We start from the raw sequence: 22,640 nt of genomic DNA, 5'->3' as shown, positions 1-22,640 counted from the left end.
TGAAGATCTTGTAGCCCGGATGGAGCGAAGCGTAATCCGGGGTTTGCGCCCCCCGGACATAGTGGCCCCGGATTTCGCTTCGCTCCATCCGGGCTACGATGCCGATTTGGCCTACGAAGCCAGCGCTGCGACAAACAACCCGCTTGCGACCGCCGACGCAACCGTCCGCACGTGGTTCCAGAACGTCCAGTCCTTCAGATACGTCGCCCACACCGCGCCAGCCTCCGGCGCGGACGGCTGCAACGCGGCGAGCGCGTTGTTGAGCGGGACGTTGAACACCATCGTCACGACGAACATGCCGATGACGTAGAGGCCGCCGCCGGCGATCATGCTCATTGCCCCCGGCTCGCTGACGCGCAACGTCCCCATCACCACCAGCGCCGCGCCTGCCACGGTCGTGCCGAGAAACAGCGGCATGAACAGCGAGCGTACGATGTCGACATTGATCGCGTTCATCGCCGCGATGCCGGCGGCCTGATCGAGCCGGTCAAACGCGGTCATGATGAAGGTCGAAAAGGCGAAATAGATTCCGGCCATGAGGCCGCAGCCGATCGCCGAAAACCAGAGCAGTCCGGTCGTAAAAACCTGCCTCATGCCGCAGCTCCCTCAAATACGATAAACTCTCGCATTTGATAAATGCGATAAACTCTCTTATTTCTAACGTCAAGCGCGGATGGCGGGAATCAGCATGCCGGAACGGAAAAGCAGGACGGACAAGACGACGCACGCGGCCGCGCGACGCACGCCGCTGGTGCCGACGCAGGAGCGAAGCCGAAAGCGTTTCGATCGCATCCTGACGGCTGCGGCCGAGATCCTCACCGAGAAAGGCAGCGATGCCTTCCGGATGAGCGACATCGTCGAGCGCACCGGCATCGCGTTCGGCTCGCTCTATCAATATTTTCCGGACAAGAGCACGGTGATCGGGACGCTTGCCGAGCGATGCAATGTCATCGGCCGCGAATGCGTCCAGCGCGACCTCGCCGAGATGAAGAAGCTGTCCGACCTGCACGCTGCGCTGTGCCGCATCACCGACGGCTATGACCGGATGTTCCGCGAGCATCCTGTGATGCATCACATCTGGCAGGCGAAGCAGGCCGACCGAAGCTTGCGGAAGATCGACGAGGAGGGTGTGGCCTTTCTCGCCGGCCTCTTGCGCGAGGCGCTCAAGCGCGTCGCGCCGAAACAGCCCGCCGCCGCCCTCACCTCCTTCTCGCAACTGGCGATGATCCAGATCGCCGCCGCGGTTCGTCACGCCATCGCCTTGCCGCCGGCGGAGGCGCGGCGTACGCTCGAGTTGTTCAAGCGAATGCTGCCGAAAGATCTCTCCGCGCTCGGCTGAGGTTCAGCGAAAGCACCCTTCGCGATCCGATTTGCCCGAACCGCCACTCCGTTGGTATGTTTCGTGCAGGCGGCGAAGCCATCCTCCATCTCATGGACGAGACAATGCCCAACCCGATTTTCCCGAGTTCACGACCCGATCGCATTCGCAACCTCCTCGCCGACCTCGTCGGCTTCGACACCGTCAGCGACCGCACCAATCTGCCCTTGATTGCCCATATCGAGAGCTATCTCGCTTTCCTCGGTGTCAAGGGCGAGCGCATCGTCGACGACACCGGCCAGAAGGCCTCGCTCTGGGTCACGATCGGACCGGAGGACCGTCCAGGCCTCGTGCTGTCGGGACACACAGACGTCGTGCCGGTCGTGGGCCAGGACTGGAGCCACGATCCGTTCAAGCTGGTCGAGCGCGACGGCAAGCTCTACGGCCGCGGCACCACCGACATGAAGGGTTTTGTCGCGGTGTGCCTCGCCATGGTGCCGGAGATGCTGGAAGCGAAGCTGACGACGCCGATCCATCTCGCCATCTCCTATGACGAGGAGATCGGCTGCGTCGGCGTGCGGCCGACGCTGCGCGAGGTCGCGAAGAAGAAGATCAAGCCGCTCGGCGCCTTCATCGGCGAGCCGACCGAGATGAAGGTCATCATCGGCCACAAGGGCAAGCACGGCGTGCGCGCGACATTCCGTGGTCTCGCCCGCCACTCCTCGATCGCGCCCGACGGCGTCAACGCGATCGAATACGCGGCCGAGCTGATCACCGAAATCCGTCGCCGTGCCGTGAAGCTTGCGGCCGCGCGATCGAATGACAGCCTCTACGACGTTCCGCATTCGACGCTGCTCACCAGCATCGTGCATGGCGGCGCCGCGCTGAACATCGTGCCCGATACCTGCACGGTGGATTTCGAATGCCGCGGCATCGGCATCACCGAGTCGCGCGAGGTGACGGATGCGATCGTCGCCTGGGCCAAGGCCGAGCTCGAGCCGGAGATGAAGGCGAGACATCCGGAGTGCGGCATCGATTTCGAGGAGATCCTTGATTATCCCGCGCTCGACACGGCGGCCGACGCCGCCATCGTCACACTGGCAAAAAGCCTCGCCGGCCGCAACGACCACGCCAAGGTCGCCTTCGGCACCGAGGCGAGCCTGTTCGCCAGCATGGCGGATATCCCGTCGGTGGTGATCGGCCCCGGCGCGATCGCGCAAGCGCATACGCCCGACGAGTTCGTGGCGATGGCGGAGCTGGAGAAATGCGCAGGCTTCGTGGAAAGGCTGATCGCGCATTGTGTGAAGGGCTGACCCGTAGGGTGGGTTAGCTTAGCGCAGCGTAACCCGCCACTTCTGTTGCGCCGTGCGAATGGCGGACAATGATGCGCCTTTGCCCACCCTGCGGGAGCTGATTTGCCCGACAGGCAAGGCTCCCTTCTGCTAGGCTCCAGACTCTCGCCTAACCGAAGGGAGAACTCCATGAAGGCCATCGCACTGGGCGCACTCGGGGCCGCGCTGGTTGCGGCCGCCGCTCCCGCCGCGCCGCTCAACGCAACGACGATCGGCTCTGCCGAAATCTCCGACGTCGACCAAGTCGGTCTGATCTGCAACGAGTATTATGGACGCTGCTGGCGGACCCGGGGACGCTATGTCCTGCGCTACTTTGACGACCCCAGCTACTTCCCCGGCAGGCGCTACAACTACTACGCCGGTCCCGGCTATTACGATCGCGGATACGGCGGCTACTACGTCGGACCGAGGTTCACCATTCGCGCCTGGTAGCAGGCCAATCGCCATCAGAGCGGCGCCGTCGTGTCGAAGAAGAAGGGCATGAACAGCGAGCGCAGGATGTCGACATTGATGGCGTTCATCGCCGCAACCGTTCAGAGCGTAGCCCGCATGAGCGTTAGCAACATGCGGGACCGCCGTCCCGGGTGTCGCTGCGCTCACCCGGGCTACGGGAGCACGCGTTCCTCATCGCTCCTGCAACGCCAGCCGCACGCCGACAACGCAGTAGATGGTCCCGACCACCTTGCCCTGCCATTTCACCACGGCCGGATGGCGGCGCAGGAGATTGCCCAGACGACCGGCGCCGACGGCGAACACCACGGTGCTGACGAGACCCAGCAGCACGAAGACGATGCCGAGGATCGCAAGCTGAAGTGCGATCGAACCGTGCTCCGGCCTCACGAATTGCGGCAGGAAGGCGAGGAAGAACAGCGCGGTCTTGGGATTGAGCACTTCAGTCAGCACAGCCTGCCGGAAGGCGCGACCCGCGCCGATCGCGGGCGCGCCGCCGTTCAGCTCGACCGGCGCCTTGTCGAGCATCGCGCGAATGCCGAGATAGATCAGGAACGCAGCGCCCGCATATTTAACGATGCTGAACAGCAGCGCAGAGGTCGCGATGATCGCCGAAAGACCGACGATCGCCATCGAAGTGTGGATCAAGTCACCGGCCGCAATCCCCGCGCCGGTTGCGATGCCGACCTTCGTTCCCGAGCTAACCGCGCGCGTCATGGTGAGCAGCGTCGCAGGCCCGGGAATGAAGACAAAACCGAGTACGATGAGGATGTAGGTGATGAGGGTGGCGTGATCGATCATGTGGCTGGCCGTTCTTTCACTGATGTCGCTACGACAGCGGTGTCATGCCCCGGGTTGACCGGCGCATCCAGTACGCCGCGGCTCCTCTGCGTCCACGCGCTGTCTCTGGGATACTGGATTGCCCGCTTTCGCGGGCAATGACACCGAAAGTGTGGAGACGGCGAACCACAAAGCGAAAAGGCGCGGCCATCAGCCGCGCCTTTGTGTGTCTAAACCGCGCCCGCCTTCTGCGCGTATTCCCATGAGGCCTTCGACAGCGGCACGGTGCGCTTGGCGGACTCCAGAGCCTTGGCGTTGGCGGCGGTGCCGTCGCGGACGCGGCCGGCGATGCCTTGGGTAATGCCGGCGAGGCGGAACAGGTTGTAGGCAAAATACCAGTTGAGATCAGGCACCGTCATCTTGGTGACGTTGCAATAGATCTGCGCGGCCTCCTCCACGCTTGGGATGTTGAGCGCCTTGAGGTCGGCGCCCTCCAGGCCCGGCATGATCCACTGCATCAACAGATAGGTGAAGTCGGCCATGGGATCGCCAAGCGTCGACAGCTCCCAGTCGAGCACGGCCTGCACGCGCGGTTCCGTCGCGTGGAAAATCATGTTGTCGAGGCGATAGTCGCCGTGGACGATCGAGACGCGCGCCTGCTCCGGCACGGTTTTGGGCAGCCATTCGGCGACCTTCTCGAACTCCGGAATGTGCTGCGTCTCGGACGCCCGGTACTGCTTGGTCCAGCGATCGATCTGGCGCGCGAAATAGTTGCCGGGCTTGCCGAACTCGCCGAGGCCGATCGCGACGGGATCGTACATGTGGAGTTTTGCCAGCGTCTCGATCTTGCTGGTGAATATCTTGCGGCGGTCCTCCGGCGTCTGGCTCGGCAGCGTCGGATCCCAGAACACCCGGCCGTCCTCCATCGACATGATGTAGAAGGCGGCGCCGATGATGCTGTCGTCCTGGCACAGCGCGTAGGCGCGCGCGACCGGAAAACCCTGCTTTCCAAGGGCTGCGATGACGCGATATTCGCGATCGACCGCGTGCGCCGACGGCAGCAATTTGCCGAACGGCTTTCGGCGCATCACGTAGGAGCGGTTCGGCGTGTTCAGCCGGTAGGTTGGATTGGACTGGCCGCCCTTGAACTGGAGCACGACCAGCGGGCCCTCATAGCCTTCGACGTTGTCGCGCATCCAGGCCTCGAGCCGCATCTCGTCGAAGCGATGACGCTCCTCGACCGGCTTGGTGCCCGAGAATTCTTCGTCTTTCCTGACGCCGTCAGCCACGATGACGCTCCCTCTTCAGTCCGAACATGATCCTAATCGGTAACCGCTGACGCACTTGCGTCAAGCGGTCACCGAATGCGGATCAGCCCTGTCGTCTTTTTCAAGTCGGGAGCGCCGCAGGGCTCTCCCTCTTAATGCTTGGGAGAATTGGCATACTTCCGAACTTCGAGCCTTGCAATGGCGCGATTGTGCACCTCGTCCGGACCGTCGGCGAGCCGCAGCGTGCGGATGCCGGCGTAGTCCTTGGCAAGACCCGCTTCGTCGGAGACGCCCGCGCCACCAAAGGCCTGGATCGCCTCGTCGATGATCTTCAGCGCCATGTTGGGTGCTGCGACCTTGATCATGGCGATCTCGGCCTGCGCGGTCTTGTTGCCGACCTTGTCCATCATGTCGGCGGCCTTGAGGCAGAGAAGACGCGTCATCTCGATGTTGGTGCGGGCCTCGCCAATGCGCTGCTCCCACACCGAATGCTCGACGATCTTCTTGCCGAAGGCGGTGCGCGACATCAGACGCTTCACCATCTTCTCCAGCGCCTCCTCGGCCTTGCCAATGGTGCGCATGCAGTGGTGGATACGGCCGGGACCGAGGCGGCCCTGCGCGATCTCGAAGCCGCGGCCTTCGCCGAGCAGGATGTTCTCCTTCGGCACGCGCACGTTCTCGAGCAGCACCTGGGCGTGGCCGTGCGGCGCATCGTCGAAGCCGAACACCGGCAGCATCTTCTCGACCTTGATGCCGGGAGTGTCGAGCGGAACCAGGATCTGCGACTGCTGCTGATGCTTGGCCGCCTTGAAATCGGTCTTGCCCATCAGGATCGCGATCTTGCAGCGGGGATCTCCGACACCGGACGACCACCATTTGCGACCGTTGATGACGTAGTGATCGCCATCCTTCTCGATGCTGGTCTCGATGTTGGTGGCGTCGGACGAGGCCACCGCCGGTTCCGTCATCAGGAACGCCGAGCGGATCTCGCCGTCCATCAGCGGACGCAGCCATTTGCGCTTCTGCTCCTTGGAGCCGTAGCGCATGAACACTTCCATGTTGCCGGTGTCGGGCGCCGAACAGTTGAACACTTCCGAAGCCCAGGAGATGTGGCCCATCTGCTCCGACAGCAGCGCGTATTCGAGATTGGTCAATCCCGCGCCGCGGAATTCATCGTCCTCATGCTCGTTCGGCGGCATGAACATGTTCCAGAGGCCTTCGGCCTTCGCCTTCTTCTTGAGGTCCTCCAGAACCGGGATCACCTTCCAGCGCTCGCCGCTGTGGTCCTGCTCGTTATAGATCGGCACCGCCGGACGCACGTGCTTGGTCATGAACGACTGCACGCGGTCGAGCCATTCCTTCTGCTTGGGGGACAGATCGAAATCCATGGGACGCTCCTCGGTCTCTCTTTGCAAAGCTGTTTTGCGCCGGACTGTCCTCCCGCCGCACGCGACCCGCAAGCGCGAATGCTTGCGGACGCCTCGGAACCGGCTCGCGCGTTGCGAACGAGTCTCGATTGCGGATTGACTTTCTCCGGCCTTCAAACGATAGTTTCATACAAGTGTTTGAATTGCAACTCCCTCCCCGAGGGGCATCCATGGCCAGCGATCATACGAGGTCTGCCATTCTCGCCGCCGCCGAACGGCTTTATGCCCATCGCGGCTTTGGCGACGTGACGCTGCGCGACATCGTCGCGGAGGCCAACGTCAACCTCGCGGCGGTGAATTATCATTTCGGCTCGAAGGACGAATTGATCGCAGAGTTGTTCGTCTCGCGTTCGATCGCCACCAACCGCGAACGCCTGCGCGAATTGAAGGCTGCGGAAGAGCAAGGCGGTGGTGGCGCGCCGATCGAGGTGATCTTGCGTGCCCTCGTCGGCCCGACCTTGCGCGGCTGCCTGGGTCCAGAAAACCAGCGCTCCACCGCGGCGCGCTTCATGATCCGCGCCTCGATCGAATCCGTGCCGCCGATCCGCCGCATCAAGAATCGCGAGATCGACCATTTGCGGAAATTTGCAGGCGCCATGCGGCGCTCCCTGCCCGACCGCAGCGACGTCGATATCTATTGGGGCCTGAACTTCGCGCTCGCCATGGCGCACCACACCATCCGCGAGAGCGAGCGGTTGACGAAGCTGTCGGAAGGCAAATGCGATCTCGACGACGTCGACGACGTCGTCGCGCGCGTCGTCAGCGTCGCGACGATGGCGCTGACGGCGGGGCGGACCGAGACGAAGGCGCCGTCATGGGTTGTCGCGCGTTAGTCAAAAAGCCGTAGCCACGCCGGCGCTGCGCTCCCTCGCCCCGTTCTTACGGGGCCGCGATGAGCTTCGCTCGCGCTGAGAGGGTTGGGGTGAGGGGCCTCTCTCCTCGTGCGAGATTGCCGAAGGACCTGTGCCCCCTCACCCGGATTGCATCTTCGATGCAATCCGACCTCTCCCCGCAAGCGGGGCGAGGTAAAGTAACCGCCAGTCCCTCACATCATCGCGATGCAGTCGATCTCGACGTCGAAGGGGCCGAACCATTCCGGGGTGCAGACGAAGATGCGCGCCGGCGGATCGATCGGGAAGTAGCGCGCATAGATCGCGTTGAAGACGGCGAAGTGTTTGGTCGAGGTGCAGTAGACGTTGCACTTCATGACATTGTCGAGCGAGGCGCCTGCCGTTTCGAGGCAGAGCTTCATCTGCTCCATGATGATCTCGCTCTGCCGCGCGATTGGCATCCCCCCGATCTCGCCCGTCTCGGGGTCGAACGGCGGCAGGCCGGCGACGAAGATCATGTTGCCGGCGCGCGTGACCGGCGAGGTCGGCGCCTTGACGCGGTCGAGAAAGGACGAGATCGGTTCGACGCGGAGCGCTTCGCGTTTCATCGGCGGCCACCTTCGGTTCGAGCGAGACTGGCGCCTTGCTACATTATTCTGCAGCCGGCATGCTTCGCTAAAGCTCGAAGTGTGGTTGCGGGCCTAGAGCGCGATCAGATCGCGCTCTAGTGTTGTTTGAGCATGATCTCCGCGCAAACGCGTTCCGCGTTTGTCGCGAGGGAAAACCGCTGCGCAGTTTTCCGGATCGTGCCTTACACCCGCTGCGGCATCTCCTCGGCCTCTTCCTTGGCAAGCAGCAGCAGCATCTCGATACCCATCTCGCCTTCCTGGGGCGAACGGATGAACTTTATTTCGTCGGCGCTTTGCCGCAGCGCGGCGATGATGGCGACGGCCTGATTGGCCGTTGCTGCCTCGGTCGCCAGAATTGCCTTCTGGTCCTTGGCTTGAAACCCGATCGTGTAAGACATGCGTTCCCTCCCGGACTTGCGTCGGGATGATCGCATCAGAGTCGCGCGCAAAGCGGAAGCCTGTGCGAGACGGACCGGGTTTATCTGGGGGTGCGCGCAAGCCTCGGGCAAGGCCGGGCATGGCGCGCGCGTCGTCCGCGGTCGCAACCGTCGCTCCCAGGCTGGTCAGGATCGCTGTCGCATGCGCGCCAGCATTGGTCTTCGCCGGCACGCCCTGGGATCAGGAAGCGAAGCTAGATGATCCCTTGCTGCTTCAGCTGCTCGATCTTGCCGGCATCATAGCCGAGCTTGCCGCCGAGCACCTCCTGGGTGTGCTCGCCCAGCAGCGGCGGGGCACGATAAGTCTCGATCGGGGTCTCCGAGAGGGTCAGCGCGTTGCGGATCAGCGAGAGATCGGGCTCGAACGGATGATCCACCTTCACCCGCATGCCGCGCGACTGGACGTGCGGATCGGAAAACACCTGCTCGAAATTGTTGATCGGGCCTGACGGCACGCCGGCCTCCTCCAGCTTGTCCAGCCAGTAGGCCACCGGCTGCTTCAGGAACAGGCCGGCAAAGATCGCCATGATTTCCTTGCCGTGCACGACGCGGTCGTTGTTCTTGACGAAGCGCTTGTCGTTGGCGAGCTCGGGCTCGCCGAGCACGGCGCAGGTGCGCTGGAACTGGCCGTCATTGCCGACCACCAGCATCAGCTCGCCGTCGGTGCAGCGGAACACGCCGGCCGGCATGCCGCCATTGCCCCAGGTGCCGCGGCGCGGCGGCATCTTGCCGTTGACGAGGTAGATCTGGAGCCAATGCGACAGCGATGCGATGACGGTGTCGAACAGGCAGACGTCGATGTGCTGTCCCTGCCCGTCATTGGCGTCGCGATGGTACAGCGCCGAGAGAATCCCGATCGAGGTGTTCATGCCGGTCATGTAGTCGACGATCGACGGGCCGACCTTCATCGGACCCTCGCCGGGCTCGCCGTCGATATGGCCGGTGACGCTCATCAGGCCGCCCATCGCCTGCAGGATCGCGTCATAGCCGGCGCGCGGCGCGTAGGGGCCGGTCTGGCCGAAGCCGGTCACCGAGCAATAGATGATGCCGGGGTTGATCGCCTTGATCGTCTCGTAGTCGAGGCCATAGCGCTTGAGATCGCCGACCTTGTAGTTCTCCATGAAGACGTCGACGTCCTTGGCGAGCGCGCGGATGATCGCCTGCCCCTCGGGCTTGGCGATGTTGACGGTGACCGACTTCTTGTTGCGGTTGGCGCAAAGGTAGAACGAGTTGTTGTTGTTGGCCTTGCCCTCGGGATCGGTCAGGTAAGGCGGGCCGAAGGCGCGCGCGTCGTCGCCGGTGCCCGGCCGCTCGATCTTGATCACCTCCGCGCCGAGATCGCCCAGCATCTGGGCCGACAGGGGCCCGGCCAGCACGCGGGTGAGGTCAAGGATCTTGATGCCTGAGAGCGGCAGAGCCGACATGTCGATTTCCTCCGGGAACTGGATCTTGGCGCGGCGCTCGAAGCGGGCCTGCGCCTCCTGCGGATACACTATTTTCGGGCGCTGAGCACTGCACGCTGGGCATACGGCCATCCCCTGCCCCGCAGCTGAGGTAGCCCGCGGCGGCGAATTCCGCGCTACGAAGATTACGTCGACGGTTCAGGTCGCGGCCGCCGCAGCCACCTGCGGCCGCCGTCGGCCAAGCAGGACCAAAATCAGCACCGTGGCGCAGGAGAAGACAAAGGTGAGACCGAGCGCACCACGGCTGCCGAACTGGGTGAGCAGGCCGACAAGGAGCGGCGGCGAGATCGCGGATGCCAGATTGAGTGGCAGCGCGATCATCGACATCGCCTTGGCGAACTCGGCCTGGTCGTAGAACACCAGCGGGATCGTCGCCCGCGCCACCGCCATCGCACCGCTGCCGGCGCCATAGAGCAGGATGAAGACCGCAACCGCCCAGGTCACCCCCTCGCTCGTCATCAGCAGCAGCATGGCCACCGGCAACGCCGTGCCCGCGACGAGCCCGGTCGTGATCCCGTCCCATCGCCCGCCGCCGAGGAAGTCCAGCCCGCGGGCGCTGACCTGGATCACGCCCAGCATCGAACCGAACGCGAGCGCCTGCGCGGGCGCCAGCCCCTCCGTCCTCAACAATTCGATCATGATGGCGCCGATACCGAAATTGACGAAGGCATTCATCGTGATCGCGGCGACGACGAGGCCGAAGGTGCTCTTGGGAATCGCGGGCGGCGGCGCAGCCTTGACCGGCTCGCCACCATCATCCCCAGCCGTTTTCCGGCGGGGTGCGAAGAACGCATAGAAGGGAAGATTGATGACGAGCATCATCGCTGCATAGACAAGGCACGTCCCGCGCCAGCCGAGCAGGCCGCTGAGGAACGACGTGGTCGGCCAGAAGATGCTGCTGGAGAGTCCCGTCACCAGCATCAGCGCGCCGATCGCGTCCTTGGCCCGGCGACCAGCGACCTCGTTCAGCATGATATAGGCGCCGGTGGAGAGCGTGGCGCTGCCGGCCATGCCGAGCACGACCCAGGCGGCGAAATAGAGGATTGGCTCGCGGGCGAAGGACAGCAGAATGTAGCCGGGGATGGCGACGGCCGTACCGGCCATCATCACGTTTCGCGCACCATGCCGCGCAAAGGATTTTGCCAGCCAGGGAGCGCATAGCCCCATCGAAACGTAGAGCACCGAGGTGCCCGCAAACACCATCGGCAGACTCATGCCGAGATCGGCCGCAAGGTCGCGGCCGACGATGGGCGGAAGACCGATCGTGCCCCATCCAACGAGCTGGGTGATTGCCAGCACCAGCAGGACCCCAATGAGTCTGCTGTCAGATTTCAAGAACCGCATTCCACTCGTCGCCTGCCCAGCAGGCGCCGATCACGCCTGTGACACCGTCTTACCCGGAGACTCAGTGCAGCGGAACGCCGGCCGCCGAATGGCAGAAGGCGGCCGGGAGCATGTCAGCAGGGGGCAGTAGCCTCTACCCCGCGAGCCCGAGCACGGATCGCGCCTCGGCTGCGGTCGCGACGCGCCGGCCGTGGCGCGCGACAGCCCCGGCGGCGATGGTCACGAGCTCGGCGTTGCTGGCGGCCAGGCGGGTCTTGTCGATCCTGATATTGTCCTCGAGCCCGGTCCGCACCGCGTCGGCGCCGCGCGCAAGCGCCCAGCCCATGACCTCGGCCTGATGGCGTCCGATCCCGGCCGCCGTCCACGTCGCTTTCGGGATCAGCCGCTTCAGCTCTCCCAGGAGGATGTCGAGGACATGCTCGTCCGCAGGCATCGCGTTCTTGACGCCCATGACGAATTGCACGTGCGGACGCGAGTCCATCAGCCCCGCCTCGATCAGACGCCGCGCACCGTGTAGATGCGACAGATCGAAGATCTCGATTTCCGGGCGGATGCCATTTGTCTTCATGCCGGTCGCGAGAGTCTCGACCAGGGCGGCGCCGTTCTCATAGACGATCGTCGGAAAGTTCACCGATCCAGTCGACAGCGAGGCCATGTCCGGCTTCAGATAAAGCGATGATCCCCGCGCCGAGGGATCGCGGCCCCGCCCGCCGGTCGAGAACTGAACGATCATCCCCGGACAATGCTTTTTGATCCCCTCCTGCACCTGCGCGAAACGCGCGGGGTCGGAGGACGGCGTCTCGTCATCGTTGCGAACATGGATATGGGCAAGCGTGGCGCCGACCTCGAAGGCCTCCTGCGTCGACTCGATCTGCTCGGACGGCAAGATCGGCACCGCGGGATTGTCCTTCTTGCGCGGAACGGAGCCGGTGATGGCGACAGCAACAACAACGGGGTTCATCCCTTGACCTCATGATGATCGCGCTCGCGCGCACGGAGTTCGAATAGGCAATCAAGTAACGCATCGAGCCCCACCGCTGCAAACATCATCGATCGCAGCGGCAGGCTCCTTGCGTGCCCTTCAGGTCGGAATTGCGGCCGCACCGCTCGCCGCCTCCGCACGCTGCCGCTCATAGTCGGCCCGCGGCATCGGAACGGCCTTGGGATTGCCGAGATCGTCGATATTGACCCGATAGGTCTCCCGGGCCGTGACGGCCGCCAGCGCCGCGATGACAGTGATACCGAAGGCGATCGCTCCCACCGTCAAGGGGATATTGTCCGAGCCGGGAGGTGCCACAGTCGCAAACAGGGCCGGAAGCAATGCGGTGATGGTCGTTCCGATGTTCTGCGAGATCGCCATCGCCGACACGCGGGTGCGGGTCGGAAACAGCTCGGGGTAAAAGCTCGGGAAGATCGCGTTGTAGCCCTGATAGACGACGCCCCACATCAGCAGCGACACCAGGATCGCCAGCGGCACATTCCTGATGCTGATGGCATAGAGATAGACGAAGGCAAGCAAGCCTGAGAGCAGCGCGCCCACGATGATCGGAGGCTTGCGACCGACCTTGTCGGAGAGATTGCCGACGAAGGGAATGACGAATATGGCCAGCATATTTCCGAGGACCGGGATCCACAGATAGACGTCCTTGGCAAAACCGATGCCATAGGCCGGCTGCACCGCGTAGGCCGCACCGAAGATGGTCGCAACGACCGGAATGACGTTCATCAGAGCCATGCAGATCACCCTGAGCATGTCGCGCCAGCTCAGCTTGATGGCCTGAACAATGGGCGACCGCGGCGTTTCTCCCCGTGCGCCCTCTTGCGCAAAGGCAGGGGTTTCGTCGACTTCGCGACGAATGATGTAGCCGGCGACGATGACGAAGAAGCTGAGCAGGAACGGAATCCGCCATCCCCAGCTGTTGAAGGCGTCGGTCGGCATATAGGCCGCCAGCGGCAGGAAGACGGCTGCCGCGAGGATTTGTCCAGCCTGCACGCCTTGAAGGGCGAAGCTTGCATAGAAGCCGCGCCGGCCGAACGGCGCATGCTCCAAAATCATCGAGCTCGCGCCGGAGATTTCACCGGCCACGGCAAATCCCTGCACGAGGCGCAGGATAACGAGCAGGATCGGCGCCAGGATGCCGACCTGCTGATAGGTCGGCAGGATACCCACCGCCATCGTCGAGATGCCCATCAGGAACATGCAGACGATGAGAACAGTCTTGCGGCCATGGGTGTCGCCCCAATGTCCGAGGACGAAGGCCCCGATCGGCCGGGCCACATATCCCACACCATACGTCGCCAGCGATGCGACGATGGCGACGGTGGGATTTTCCGACGGGAAGAAGATTTGCGGGAAGATCAGCGACGCGGCGGTCGCGTAGATGAAGAAGTCATAATATTCGAGAGCCGAACCGATCCAGCCGCTCGCAGCAGCCTTCCTGGACTGACTCATGTGACGGATCGTGCGAGTCGTGGTCATCGCAGAAAATTCCTCCACTGGGTTTGCTGACGTCCCGTTGTCGGGCTTCGCTAGAAATTGGGCAGTATTCTCCGGGCGCTCTGCCGACTTCCGCGAGCGCTTGTCACTGCCGATGGGTATCCGATTGGTCGCGACAATAGGCTTTCGCCGGGCTAACACAATTACCCAGTTATGCGATAAACCTAACATGATGTTATTTTCGCGCGGGGCGCGCGCCTCCGCCCGGCGGTCACGCGCGCGGACCGGCTCGACATGCCGTCACAGGAAATCACTCGGACGGATTGAAAATACGCGCGACATACCGCGTGCCGTCGATCGCCCGCGGGGCGCAGGCGGCCGAGGTGACGAAGTTAGCCGAAGTTAGCTTCCCAGCGCGGTCTCTCCCCGCTCGCGCCCGGGGACGCTGACGTGAACCTCATGCCCCTGGCGAAGCGCCAGTGAAGCGGCGGCAACTGCCGACTCGAATGCGGATTCCTTGGTGGCGTATTTGCCGTTGACGTTGCCGTCGTGCAGCACGCCCCATTCTCCGTCGACCGGGATGATCGCGTATTGAGCAAGGCCCATGGTGCAACTCCTCGATATCTAGCGCTGCGTGACCTGCGGATGGGCTGCCGTCACCCGCCACACGGTGTTGCCACTGTCGTCGGCGACCAGCAGTGCGCCGGTCTTGTCGATGGCGACGCCGACGGGACGGCCGCGTGCCCGATCGTCGCTGTTGAGGAAGCCGGTGACGACGTCTTGCGCAGGGCCACTCGGCTTGCCGTCCGCAAACGGCACGAACACGACCTTGTAGCCGTTCAGCACCTGCCGGTTCCAGCTGCCGTGCTCTCCGACGAAGGCGCCGCCGCGGTAAGCGGCCGGCAGACTCGTGCTGGTGTTGAAAGCCATCCCGAGCGGCGCGACATGCGAGCTCAGCGCGTAGTCCGGCACGATGGCCTTGTCGACGAGGTCTGGCCGCTGCGGCTTGACGCGGGGATCGACGTGCTGGCCGTAATAGCTGTAGGGCCAGCCATAGAAGCCGCCGTCCTTCACCGACGTCATGTAGTCGGGGACGAGATCGGGACCGAGCTCGTCGCGCTCGTTCACTACCGTCCACAGCGCGCCCGTCTGCGGCTCGAAGCTCAGCCCATTGGGATTGCGCAATCCGCTCGCAAAAATGCGCCAGCGGCCGCTGGCGCGATCGACCTCGAGGATGACGGCGCGATTGTGCTCGGCCTCCATGCCGTTCTCGGTGATGTTGCTGTTGGAGCCGACGCCGGCATAGAGTTTCGAGCCGTCGGGGCTCGCGACCAGGCTCTTGGTCCAGTGATGGTCGATCGGGCCGCCAGGCAGCGGCGTCAGCACGGTGCCCGGCGCGGTGATTTTCGTATCGCCCTCCGTGTAGGGATATTTCACGATCGCATCGGTGTTGGCGACATAGAGGTCGTTGCCGACCAGCGCGACGCCGAACGGCGAGTTGAGATGGTCGAGGAAGACGCTTTGCATATCTGGCACGCCGTCGCCGTTGGTGTCCCGCAACAGCGTGATGCGGTTGCTCGGGCCCGTATCACCGCCGGAGGTCGCCCAGGACTCGACATAGCCCATCACGATCTCCTTGGGCCGCTTGATCGCGGCGCCCTTCGGCGCCTTGGACTCCACCACGAGCACGTCGCCGTTGGGCAGCACATAAAGCGAGCGCGGATGCTGCAAGCCCGTCGCAAAGGCTTTTGCCTGCAGGCCCTGCGCGACGGTCGGCGTCTCGTCCTTCTTCCAGCCGATGATGCGCGCGATGTGAATCGGCGGCAGCAGATATTGCTGAATGTCAGGCAGCTTTGGATTGGCGCCGATCTGCGCTTTGGGATCACCGCTGCCGTCATCGCAACCGGCAAGACATAGAAGCGAAGAGCACAGCAATATCCCGACAAGCAAGGACGTCATCGCGCAACTCCGACGCCGTGGCGGTACACCATCGCCCAGCCGAGCCAGCCGGTGACCGGGAGGATCAGGACGGTGATCACCGAAAGAATGAGCCCGGTCGGCCACACCGAGGTCCACGCATCACGCGTGTGGATCAGCACATTGACAGTCGCCAGGATCAGCGCCACGGCGTTGCCGATCAGATGCGGCCAGGCCGGAGCCTGCGCCCGCACCAGGCGATTGCCGAGGAAATCAGTCAGGCCGGCGATCGCCGCCAGCACACCGAAGATGACGCCGACCACCAGAAGCCAGGCGGAGAAATCCGCCCACATGATCTCGGCGCTGACGACATAGGCAATGTCGGTCACCAATGCCCCGATGAAGCACGCGATCGGTATCGGCACCAGCATCGGATGAATCGGATGACCTGCGATTTGCGCGGTGGAGCGCACGCGCACGGCTTCTTGCACGGTCGGCCTCGTGTGGCTTTTCGCCCTGCCCGACCGGCCAACTCTTGCTTGCGGTGAAGGTTCCTACTCTCGCACCGCCACCGGCGCGCCGGCCTGATACGCCGCATAGGCGCGCCTCAAGCCATCGTGAAGCGACGTCGTGGCACGCCAGCCGAGCTTTTCGAGACGGCCGACGTCGAGCAGTTTGCGCGGCGTTCCATCGGGACGCGAGCTATCGAAATTGATCTCGCCGCCGTAACTAACGATGTCGGTCACGACGAGCGCGAACTCGGCTATGGTGTAGTCTTGGGGTGCCCTACTACTGTCGGCATTGTGGTCGCGCAACCGTAGCGATCTCGCGTCTTCGCTGGATGACATTTCACCGCCCTGGCCGACCCCGGATGGGCATACGTCTTCGATGACAGGCTCGAAGAGGAGATTGTCGGCTGCACCACGATCGATGCGGGCGCGAGCCGTCCCGCGTTCCTTGCGCCGGTCACCGTCATGAGGCCGATAGCTTGGTCGAGAGGAATGGAGCGGGTGAAGGGAATCGAACCCTCGTCATCTCGATACACCTCATCGAAGATCACCCAACCGCACAAACTGTCATATTTTCAGCAGCATAGCGGCAGTTAGCACATAACCGGAAATCACCCGAAAACGCCTCCCTACCGGAATTGCCCCCCCGCGAGCGACCCCAGAAACTGGGGCAAAAACTTCCGTCTGCGGTTGTTCTAGGCGCCCTCTGCACGCATTCTGTTTGCAAAATCTACTGCAAGGGGTTGGGCAAGTGGCCGAGGAATTTGAATACGACGTTGCTTTCAGTTTTTGCGCCATCGATGAAGGTGTGGCTACGCAACTAAACGATTTTCTGTCCCCGCGCTTGAAAACATTCATCTATAGCGAACGGCGACGAGAGATTGCCGGAACAGACGGGCAGGAAAGCTTCAGCCAAGTTTACGGGAGAACCGCCCGTCTGGTTGTGGTGCTATTCCGACCGGAGTGGGGCGAGACACCCTGGACTCGCGTTGAAAGGGACGCGATCAAGAACAGGTCCTTGGATGACGGCTGGGACTTCACGACCTTTGTGCCAACGGTCGATCGCCCGCAATGCCGCCTTGGCTACCGAAGACGCGGCTGTATGTAGGACTGCAGCGCTGGGGCATCGAAGGGGCCGCTGCAGCAATTGAATCGCGAGCTACGGAGCGGGGCAGCAACCCACACGAAGAAACCGTCGCGGAGCGTGCCGATCGTCTTCGCAGATCCCGGGATATCAAAGAGAAGTGCTCATTTGCTATTTGATGTATTTAAGGGGTTTCCATAAAATCGTTGCGCTATTCCTACCAACTCGTGCGACCAGATTACCACGCGTGGGTTGGTGTAGATGAGAAGGGACGTGATTTTGCGCCACAACAACTCGCGGACCATGTCCTTCGCACATACATGGACATCGCCGAGAAGACCAAGACCGATTACTAGCCGGCGCCTCGATCGACCCGAGCGCACTCCCTCAACTCCTTCCGCACTCGCTTCCGCTCATCCTCTGTCTTCGCCTCATCGACGTGCGATTGGAGGATGCGGCGCATCTGTCCTCGGCCGACTCCTTCGTCTGGACAGCAGGCTCATGTCGCCAAGGTTGGGAACGTCAGGGTAGTGTTGAGCAAGAACAGCCGATGGAAACGGCTCAATTCACCAGCTATGAGGCGCGCCACCCGAGATGGTGCCAAGCAACGCTCGCAGCCTCAATGCCCGAGCAAACACTTCCGTAGTTCCTATGTAGTGAAGCCGCGTTGTTTCGTGGCTTGTGATTTTGCTTTCACGGATTCTAGTCGAATGAGGATTCGCGTGACAATGCGTGACAAAGAAAGAACGCGCGCCACTCAGTGAGGGCCGATTGGTTGCCTCATCATCGGCCTCTCAGTCTCATGACGACGGTTGCGCCGGAGCGCCCCAAAGAGCGCTTCTTGGTCGCACGACGGACTCTTGATATGCCTGAGCGCGTTACGTAACGCCTTGTCCCGCAACCGCTTCTGCTGCTGCATGTTGGTGGTTGGAGCGGGTGAAGGGAATCGAACCCTCGTATTCAGCTTGGAAGGCTGCTGCTCTACCATTGAGCTACACCCGCATCACTGGCTCCCTAACACGACCGGGCGGCAGTCTCAACTGCTCCGAACCGGCCTTTCCCGTCTCGCGGACAGGCCAGTTCCCGCCCCCGGGGCGCCCTTAACGGCGGCGGGATTTCGTCCTATATTCAGAGTCCCGAAACCAACGAAAGGAGGTGATCCAGTGTCTTATCTCAAGCGCTGTCACCTCGCTGGGATCGCCCGCTAGGCTTTGACGAAAGGCCTGGCATCGGGGCGCTCTCAGCCCTGGACCAGCGAGCAAGAAATCGGGCGCGACGGGGCCTCCCCGCCGCGCCTTTTTTCGTGGGTGGCGCCGCATGGATGAGTTCCGCTCAGGCCGGCGGCTCGCCTGCAAGCACCTCACGGATCTTCTGCGACAGCTCCGATTTCCGGTACGGCTTCCTGAGCAGCGCCAGGCCGGGATCGAGATGTCCTTCGTGGACGATGGTGTCGTCGGTGTAGCCGGAGGTGTAGAGCACGCTCGCCCCCGGCCGTCGACGCCGGACGGCTTCGGCCAATTCCCGTCCGTTCATGCCGCCGGGCATGATGATGTCCGTGAACAGGAGATCGAATTTGACGCCCTGGTCGACCAGCGCAAGCGCGGCTGCGCCGTCGCTGGCGGCGAGCGTGCGATAGCCGAGGGTGCCGAGCCGGGCGATGACATAGCCCTGCACCAGCGGATCGTCCTCGACCACGAGGATCGTCTCGTGCCCGCGTGCCGACGCGGGCGGTTGAACCGGCGCCGTCCTGGCCGGCGCCTCGCCCTTCGACCGCGGCAGGAACAGCCGCATCACCGTGCCGCGCCCCTCCTCGCTCTCGATGACGACGGTGCCGCCGGTCTGGCGGGCAAAGCCGTAGACCATGCTGAGCCCAAGTCCGGTGCCTCGGCCGACGCCCTTGGTGGTGAAGAACGGCTCGAACACGCGCTCGCGGATGTCGGCCGGGATGCCGTGACCGGTGTCGGCCACCGCGATCATCACGAAGGCGCCGCGCATGACGTCGCCGTCGCCGGCACCGCTGGTGCCGTCGAGCTCGCGGTTCGCGGTCTCCAGCGTGAGCCGGCCGCCGCCCGGCATCGCGTCACGCGCGTTGACGGCGAGATTGACGATCGCAGACGAGAGCTGCGACGGATCTGCCATCGCGGACCAGGCGTCGTCCGCGAGCCGGGTCACGATCTCGATATGCTCGCCGAGGATCGGCTTGAGCAGCTTCGCCGTTTCGACCACGAGTGCGTTGACGTCGATGTCACGGGGCTCCAGCGGCTGGCGGCGCGCGAAGGTTAGCAGCTGCGAGGTGATCTCGGCGCCGCGCGCCGCCGCATCGTCGATCAGTTGTGCGATCGCGGCGAACTCGGGTTTGTCGGCAAGCCCTTCCTGGATGATCTCGATGGTGCCGGTGATGACCGTGAGCACGTTGTTGAAGTCGTGAGCGACGCCGCCGGTGAGCTGACCGATCGCGTCCATCTTCTGAGATTGGCGCAGCCGCTCCTCGGCCTCGTGCTGCGCCGTGAGGTCGGTGGCCGACCCGCGATAGCCCATGAAGCGTCCGTCCGCCGCGAAGATCGGCTGGCCGTTGACATTGAAATGATGCATGCGGCCGGCCACGTCGCGCCCGCGATATTCGAACTTCCGGAACGGCTCGTGGCGGTCCAAGGTCGCCACGTGCGCGCGCCATTTCTCAGGCTCGGCGTCGCGGTCGGAGGCGGCATCTGTGCGGTGCTTGCCGACCAGCGCCTTGTTGTCCATGCCGAAGGCGCCGGCCCGGTCGGATACGTAGGTGAACCGATGATCCGGTCCGGTCTCCCAGAACCAGTCGGACGCGGTCTCGGCATAGTCGCGGAAACGCTCTTCACTGGCACGCGCGTCCTCTTCGGCGCGCCGGCGGATATTCAGGTCGCGCTCGAGATTTGCGTTGGCCTCGCGCAGCTCGCCATAGGCGCGCTCGAGGTTCGCGCACATCGCGTTGAAGGCGTCGATCACCTTGTCCAGCTCGTCGGGATCGCGGGGCGGCCGGCGCTCGAGGTGCAAAGGCGGCGGCGGCCGCGACAGGCTGTATTGGCCGACGAACTCGGCGATGGCGGCCAGATGCCGCGTCACCAGCAGATGGAACATGTAGATGATGAACAGCGAGACGACAAAGGTCTTCGCGGCCTCGCTTGCCAGGATGACCAAGGCCCGGTTCAGCAATTGCTGATAGACCTCGGCCAGCGTCGCCTCGACATGGAGCACGCCGATCGGGCGTGACGTCCCCTGGACGCTGTAGTTCAGCGGATAGTCGCGTGTCACGGCTGAGCGGGTGCTCGGCTCGCCGACCGCGACACGGATCGGATTGGGACGATCGGCGATCTCGCGCACCTCGGCGGCGCGGATGTCGGGCAGCCGCAGGATGCCGTCGAGCTGGAGCTTGAGCTGGTTCTGGTCGAGATTTCACAGGCTCTCGCCGAGGCTGCCGGTCGTGCTGCGGCCGATCTCGTCGAGCCGCGTCTCGATGACACCGACCTCGCGGTCGTAGTCGAGATAGAGCTGAAGCGCGGTCAGCATCAGCGTGACGATCGAGGAGAACAGCAGCACGGCGGCCAGCAGGCGCCGGCCCGACGCCACTGCGCGACCAGTTGAAGATCCGCGACAGCAGCGCTCCGATCATCCCTGGCGCAAATGCAGCGCCGATCCCGCTCAAATCCTGCTTCGCGGCCGCCGGGGGACCGGCGCGACTGCTGCGCTTGGAGTCCTCGTCGCCTGCGTTGCCCATGCACCACGTCCCCGGAATGGCGGCACCCTGCTCCGGACGGCGGGTCGCAGCCGCGAGCAATTCGACAGTTGAAATTCTCTCATCACGCGACCTGCGTGGCGATCCTGCCGGCCCATGGGCGGCTTGGCGGGGTCTTGTCTTGCGCCCAGCAGCAGGATTCTCGCGCAAACTATCACTTCGCGTACTGGAATGACATTGGCTAAAGTCCGCAGTCGCCTGCAAGACAAGCGAGCGTTGCGGCCGCCACACGGGTGCCACCCCAGGTGGATCGCGGCCATCCGAATCCAATGGTAGCCATGCAGGGTAAAGGAGACGCGTCATGTGGCGGATCATCGTCGCCTGCCTGTCATTGCTCGCCGCCGGTCCGTCACAGGCGCAGGAGCTGATCCGGCTGGCGCGGATCGCCGACATCCCCGATCAATATGTCGGCGGCGAGATGCTGCGGGCCGTCTACGCCAAGCTGAATATCAAGCTGGAGTTCGAGGACGTCCCTGGCAAACGCGCGCTGGCGTTGTCGAGCGCCGGCGAGGTCGATGGCGAGATCCAGCGGATCGGAACGCTCTCCAGCGACTACCCGACGCTGATTCAGGTCACGCCGGCGATCAACTACATCGAGCCGGCGGTCTTCGCGACGAAACTCCGTTTCGACGTCGCCGGCTGGAATTCGATCAGGGAGTACAGCATCGGCATCGTCCGCGGCGTCGGCTCCTCAGAGGCCGGGACGCGCGGCATGGCCCGCGTCACCACGACCACCAGCCTCGAGAACATGATCAGGATGCTCGACGCCGACCGTTTCAAGCTGATGGTCACCGATCTCTTCAGCGGGCTCGTCGCGGTGAGGAAACTCAATCTGCAGACCAGAATTGTCCCGCTCTCGCCACCGCTGGAGCGCATCCACATCTACCATTATTTGCACGAACGCCATCGCGATCTGGTGCCGAAGGTCGGCAAGGTGATCGCGCAGATGGAAGCGAGTGGCGAGCTGGCCACGCTGCGCGAGGCGTTGGTCAAACAGGTCCTGAGCGCGCCGTGACGGCGCCGGGTCAGCTCGCGCGATGCCGCTCACCCAGGGCAACGGCGGCAATCAGCACGCCGACGCACCAGGCCATGACCGCCCGATGAGGCTCGTCGCCGAGCAGCACGGTGATGATGCTCGTCAGCAGGCACGGCGCGATTGCCTTTCGCGTCCGGCTCATCAGCGCAAGCAGGAACGGCATCGCCGCGATCGATATTTGCAGGACGTCCATGTTGAAAGACGGTATCGCCGAAGGCGTCAGAAGCCACACACATTGAACGCGCGCGGGCGTTTTCCGCGGCGGCTTTCGACGATCCGCTCACCGCCGTTCTCGGCCGAGCTGCCGTAATAGCGGTGGTGGCCGGACTGGTCGTGCAAATCCGCGGCTTCCGACTTTCCCGCCCGACGCGCGTCGCAGATGATCTTTATGGTCGACATGGCCGCCTCCGAAGTGTTCTTGGTGGCCATCAGTCGCCTCGGCTTTGGGAAGCGTTCACCTCCGAGGGCGGCAATCGGGTTTCAGGACGGTTTCGTCGCAACTTGCGCGACGCAATATGTTAGTCTCCGGGATTGTCGGTATCGACGGCGCTCATACATCCTTCCGACTGCGAGCTTGAAAAACAAACGAGGTG

At 63.5% G+C, this 22,640-nt stretch carries 21 protein-coding genes, 1 tRNA gene and 2 pseudogenes; 6 read left to right on the top strand and 18 right to left on the bottom strand.

Going from position 1 to position 22,640, the window contains the following annotated elements:
- Positions 1-111 precede the first annotated feature (111 nt).
- On the bottom strand, positions 112-594 hold the full coding sequence (locus CT676_RS37000; protein ID WP_135216613.1) for an anthrone oxygenase family protein: 483 nt from the start codon (positions 592-594) through the stop codon (positions 112-114).
- A gap of 94 nt (positions 595-688) precedes the next feature.
- On the opposite strand from CT676_RS37000, the gene CT676_RS36995 reads away from it, so the two are divergent.
- The 3 genes from CT676_RS36995 (at position 689) to CT676_RS36985 (ending at position 3,102) form a co-directional block, all read left to right on the top strand.
- Entirely contained in the window at positions 689-1,339 is a 651-nt protein-coding gene (locus CT676_RS36995; protein ID WP_135216612.1) for a TetR/AcrR family transcriptional regulator, read from the top strand.
- A 104-nt stretch (positions 1,340-1,443) separates the two neighbouring features.
- Positions 1,444-2,631, top strand: coding sequence for an acetylornithine deacetylase (gene argE, locus CT676_RS36990; RefSeq protein WP_135216611.1), 1,188 nt, complete (start codon positions 1,444-1,446; stop codon positions 2,629-2,631).
- A gap of 168 nt (positions 2,632-2,799) precedes the next feature.
- Complete coding sequence (locus CT676_RS36985) at positions 2,800-3,102, top strand: hypothetical protein (RefSeq protein WP_135216610.1); 303 nt, start codon at positions 2,800-2,802, stop codon at positions 3,100-3,102.
- Positions 3,103-3,294: 192 nt separating this feature from the next.
- On the opposite strand, the gene CT676_RS36980 is transcribed toward CT676_RS36985, so the two are convergent.
- From CT676_RS36980 to CT676_RS36965, 3 genes are all read right to left on the bottom strand, one after another.
- On the bottom strand, positions 3,295-3,921 hold the full coding sequence (locus CT676_RS36980) for a LysE family translocator (protein ID WP_135216609.1): 627 nt from the start codon (positions 3,919-3,921) through the stop codon (positions 3,295-3,297).
- 209 nt (positions 3,922-4,130) lie between these two features.
- Entirely contained in the window at positions 4,131-5,189 is a 1,059-nt protein-coding gene (locus CT676_RS36970; protein ID WP_063982562.1) for a phosphotransferase family protein, read from the bottom strand.
- Positions 5,190-5,320: 131 nt separating this feature from the next.
- On the bottom strand, positions 5,321-6,556 hold the full coding sequence (locus CT676_RS36965) for an acyl-CoA dehydrogenase family protein (protein ID WP_063982561.1): 1,236 nt from the start codon (positions 6,554-6,556) through the stop codon (positions 5,321-5,323).
- 209 nt (positions 6,557-6,765) lie between these two features.
- On the opposite strand from CT676_RS36965, the gene CT676_RS36960 reads away from it, so the two are divergent.
- The gene (locus CT676_RS36960) at positions 6,766-7,428 is read left to right on the top strand and encodes a TetR/AcrR family transcriptional regulator (RefSeq protein WP_135216607.1); all 663 of its coding nucleotides are present in this window, start codon (positions 6,766-6,768) and stop codon (positions 7,426-7,428) included.
- A 212-nt stretch (positions 7,429-7,640) separates the two neighbouring features.
- Here the strand turns inward: CT676_RS36960 and CT676_RS36955 are convergent, their stop codons facing one another.
- The 10 genes and pseudogenes from CT676_RS36955 to CT676_RS36905 form a co-directional block, all read right to left on the bottom strand.
- Positions 7,641-8,033, bottom strand: a complete 393-nt coding sequence (locus CT676_RS36955; protein ID WP_038942317.1) for a RidA family protein — start codon at positions 8,031-8,033, stop codon at positions 7,641-7,643.
- 203 nt (positions 8,034-8,236) lie between these two features.
- Entirely contained in the window at positions 8,237-8,452 is a 216-nt protein-coding gene (locus CT676_RS36950) for a hypothetical protein (RefSeq protein WP_014494475.1), read from the bottom strand.
- 233 nt (positions 8,453-8,685) lie between these two features.
- Positions 8,686-9,915, bottom strand: coding sequence for a CaiB/BaiF CoA-transferase family protein (locus CT676_RS36940; RefSeq protein WP_085405399.1), 1,230 nt, complete (start codon positions 9,913-9,915; stop codon positions 8,686-8,688).
- 177 nt (positions 9,916-10,092) lie between these two features.
- Positions 10,093-11,298, bottom strand: a complete 1,206-nt coding sequence (locus CT676_RS36935) for an MFS transporter (RefSeq protein ID WP_135216606.1) — start codon at positions 11,296-11,298, stop codon at positions 10,093-10,095.
- Between the two features lie 133 nt (positions 11,299-11,431).
- Complete coding sequence (locus tag CT676_RS36930) at positions 11,432-12,259, bottom strand: 3-keto-5-aminohexanoate cleavage protein (RefSeq protein ID WP_135216605.1); 828 nt, start codon at positions 12,257-12,259, stop codon at positions 11,432-11,434.
- A gap of 120 nt (positions 12,260-12,379) precedes the next feature.
- A complete protein-coding gene (locus CT676_RS36925; protein WP_135216604.1) occupies positions 12,380-13,777 on the bottom strand; it encodes an MFS transporter in 1,398 nt (465 codons plus the stop codon).
- Between the two features lie 360 nt (positions 13,778-14,137).
- On the bottom strand, positions 14,138-14,341 hold the full coding sequence (locus CT676_RS36920) for a hypothetical protein (RefSeq protein ID WP_135216603.1): 204 nt from the start codon (positions 14,339-14,341) through the stop codon (positions 14,138-14,140).
- An 18-nt stretch (positions 14,342-14,359) separates the two neighbouring features.
- The gene (locus CT676_RS36915; RefSeq protein WP_135216602.1) at positions 14,360-15,694 is read right to left on the bottom strand and encodes a sorbosone dehydrogenase family protein; all 1,335 of its coding nucleotides are present in this window, start codon (positions 15,692-15,694) and stop codon (positions 14,360-14,362) included.
- Entirely contained in the window at positions 15,691-16,143 is a 453-nt protein-coding gene (locus tag CT676_RS36910; RefSeq protein ID WP_135216601.1) for a DUF2231 domain-containing protein, read from the bottom strand. Before CT676_RS36910 ends, CT676_RS36915 begins: the two co-directional genes overlap by 4 nt.
- A 63-nt stretch (positions 16,144-16,206) precedes the next feature.
- Positions 16,207-16,431 (bottom strand): annotated as a pseudogene (locus CT676_RS36905) (GDP-L-fucose synthase); the annotation flags it as partial.
- Positions 16,432-16,912: 481 nt separating this feature from the next.
- Here CT676_RS36905 and CT676_RS36900 point away from each other — a divergent pair.
- A complete protein-coding gene (locus CT676_RS36900; RefSeq protein ID WP_135216600.1) occupies positions 16,913-17,269 on the top strand; it encodes a hypothetical protein in 357 nt (118 codons plus the stop codon).
- A gap of 904 nt (positions 17,270-18,173) precedes the next feature.
- Here CT676_RS36900 and CT676_RS36890 read toward each other — a convergent pair.
- Together CT676_RS36890 and CT676_RS36885 are read right to left on the bottom strand one after the other, a co-directional pair.
- Positions 18,174-18,247: transfer RNA gene (locus CT676_RS36890), tRNA-Gly, on the bottom strand.
- A 330-nt stretch (positions 18,248-18,577) separates the two neighbouring features.
- Positions 18,578-20,993: pseudogene (locus CT676_RS36885) on the bottom strand (ATP-binding protein).
- Between the two features lie 319 nt (positions 20,994-21,312).
- Here CT676_RS36885 and CT676_RS36880 point away from each other — a divergent pair.
- Positions 21,313-22,026: a transporter substrate-binding domain-containing protein gene (locus tag CT676_RS36880; RefSeq protein ID WP_135216599.1), complete on the top strand. Its 714-nt coding sequence runs from the start codon at positions 21,313-21,315 to the stop codon at positions 22,024-22,026.
- Between the two features lie 10 nt (positions 22,027-22,036).
- Here CT676_RS36880 and CT676_RS36875 read toward each other — a convergent pair whose 3' ends face one another.
- Entirely contained in the window at positions 22,037-22,240 is a 204-nt protein-coding gene (locus tag CT676_RS36875) for a hypothetical protein (protein WP_135216598.1), read from the bottom strand.
- Between the two features lie 26 nt (positions 22,241-22,266).
- Complete coding sequence (locus tag CT676_RS36870; RefSeq protein WP_244623390.1) at positions 22,267-22,476, bottom strand: hypothetical protein; 210 nt, start codon at positions 22,474-22,476, stop codon at positions 22,267-22,269.
- Positions 22,477-22,640: the final 164 nt, after the last annotated feature.

The organism is Bradyrhizobium sp. MOS001, assembly GCF_004634465.1.
In the GTDB taxonomy this organism is placed as follows: Bacteria; Pseudomonadota; Alphaproteobacteria; order Rhizobiales; family Xanthobacteraceae; genus Bradyrhizobium; species Bradyrhizobium barranii.
This window is presented reverse-complemented; position numbering and strand designations above follow the sequence as displayed.

Bases quoted from the DNA above. Each gene is read 5' to 3' on its own strand.
- CT676_RS37000 (WP_135216613.1), bottom strand. From the start codon at position 594: ATGAGGCAGGTTTTTACGACCGGACTGCTCTGGTTTTCGGCGATCGGC.
- CT676_RS36995 (WP_135216612.1), top strand. From the start codon at position 689: ATGCCGGAACGGAAAAGCAGGACGGACAAGACGACGCACGCGGCCGCG.
- argE (WP_135216611.1), top strand. From the start codon at position 1,444: ATGCCCAACCCGATTTTCCCGAGTTCACGACCCGATCGCATTCGCAAC.
- CT676_RS36985 (WP_135216610.1), top strand. From the start codon at position 2,800: ATGAAGGCCATCGCACTGGGCGCACTCGGGGCCGCGCTGGTTGCGGCC.
- CT676_RS36980 (WP_135216609.1), bottom strand. From the start codon at position 3,921: ATGATCGATCACGCCACCCTCATCACCTACATCCTCATCGTACTCGGT.
- CT676_RS36965 (WP_063982561.1), bottom strand. From the start codon at position 6,556: ATGGATTTCGATCTGTCCCCCAAGCAGAAGGAATGGCTCGACCGCGTG.
- CT676_RS36960 (WP_135216607.1), top strand. From the start codon at position 6,766: ATGGCCAGCGATCATACGAGGTCTGCCATTCTCGCCGCCGCCGAACGG.
- CT676_RS36955 (WP_038942317.1), bottom strand. From the start codon at position 8,033: ATGAAACGCGAAGCGCTCCGCGTCGAACCGATCTCGTCCTTTCTCGAC.
- CT676_RS36950 (WP_014494475.1), bottom strand. From the start codon at position 8,452: ATGTCTTACACGATCGGGTTTCAAGCCAAGGACCAGAAGGCAATTCTG.
- CT676_RS36940 (WP_085405399.1), bottom strand. From the start codon at position 9,915: ATGTCGGCTCTGCCGCTCTCAGGCATCAAGATCCTTGACCTCACCCGC.
- CT676_RS36935 (WP_135216606.1), bottom strand. From the start codon at position 11,298: ATGCGGTTCTTGAAATCTGACAGCAGACTCATTGGGGTCCTGCTGGTG.
- CT676_RS36930 (WP_135216605.1), bottom strand. From the start codon at position 12,259: ATGAACCCCGTTGTTGTTGCTGTCGCCATCACCGGCTCCGTTCCGCGC.
- CT676_RS36925 (WP_135216604.1), bottom strand. From the start codon at position 13,777: ATGACCACGACTCGCACGATCCGTCACATGAGTCAGTCCAGGAAGGCT.
- CT676_RS36920 (WP_135216603.1), bottom strand. From the start codon at position 14,341: ATGGGCCTTGCTCAATACGCGATCATCCCGGTCGACGGAGAATGGGGC.
- CT676_RS36915 (WP_135216602.1), bottom strand. From the start codon at position 15,694: ATGACGTCCTTGCTTGTCGGGATATTGCTGTGCTCTTCGCTTCTATGT.
- CT676_RS36880 (WP_135216599.1), top strand. From the start codon at position 21,313: ATGTGGCGGATCATCGTCGCCTGCCTGTCATTGCTCGCCGCCGGTCCG.
- CT676_RS36875 (WP_135216598.1), bottom strand. From the start codon at position 22,240: ATGGACGTCCTGCAAATATCGATCGCGGCGATGCCGTTCCTGCTTGCG.
- CT676_RS36870 (WP_244623390.1), bottom strand. From the start codon at position 22,476: ATGGCCACCAAGAACACTTCGGAGGCGGCCATGTCGACCATAAAGATC.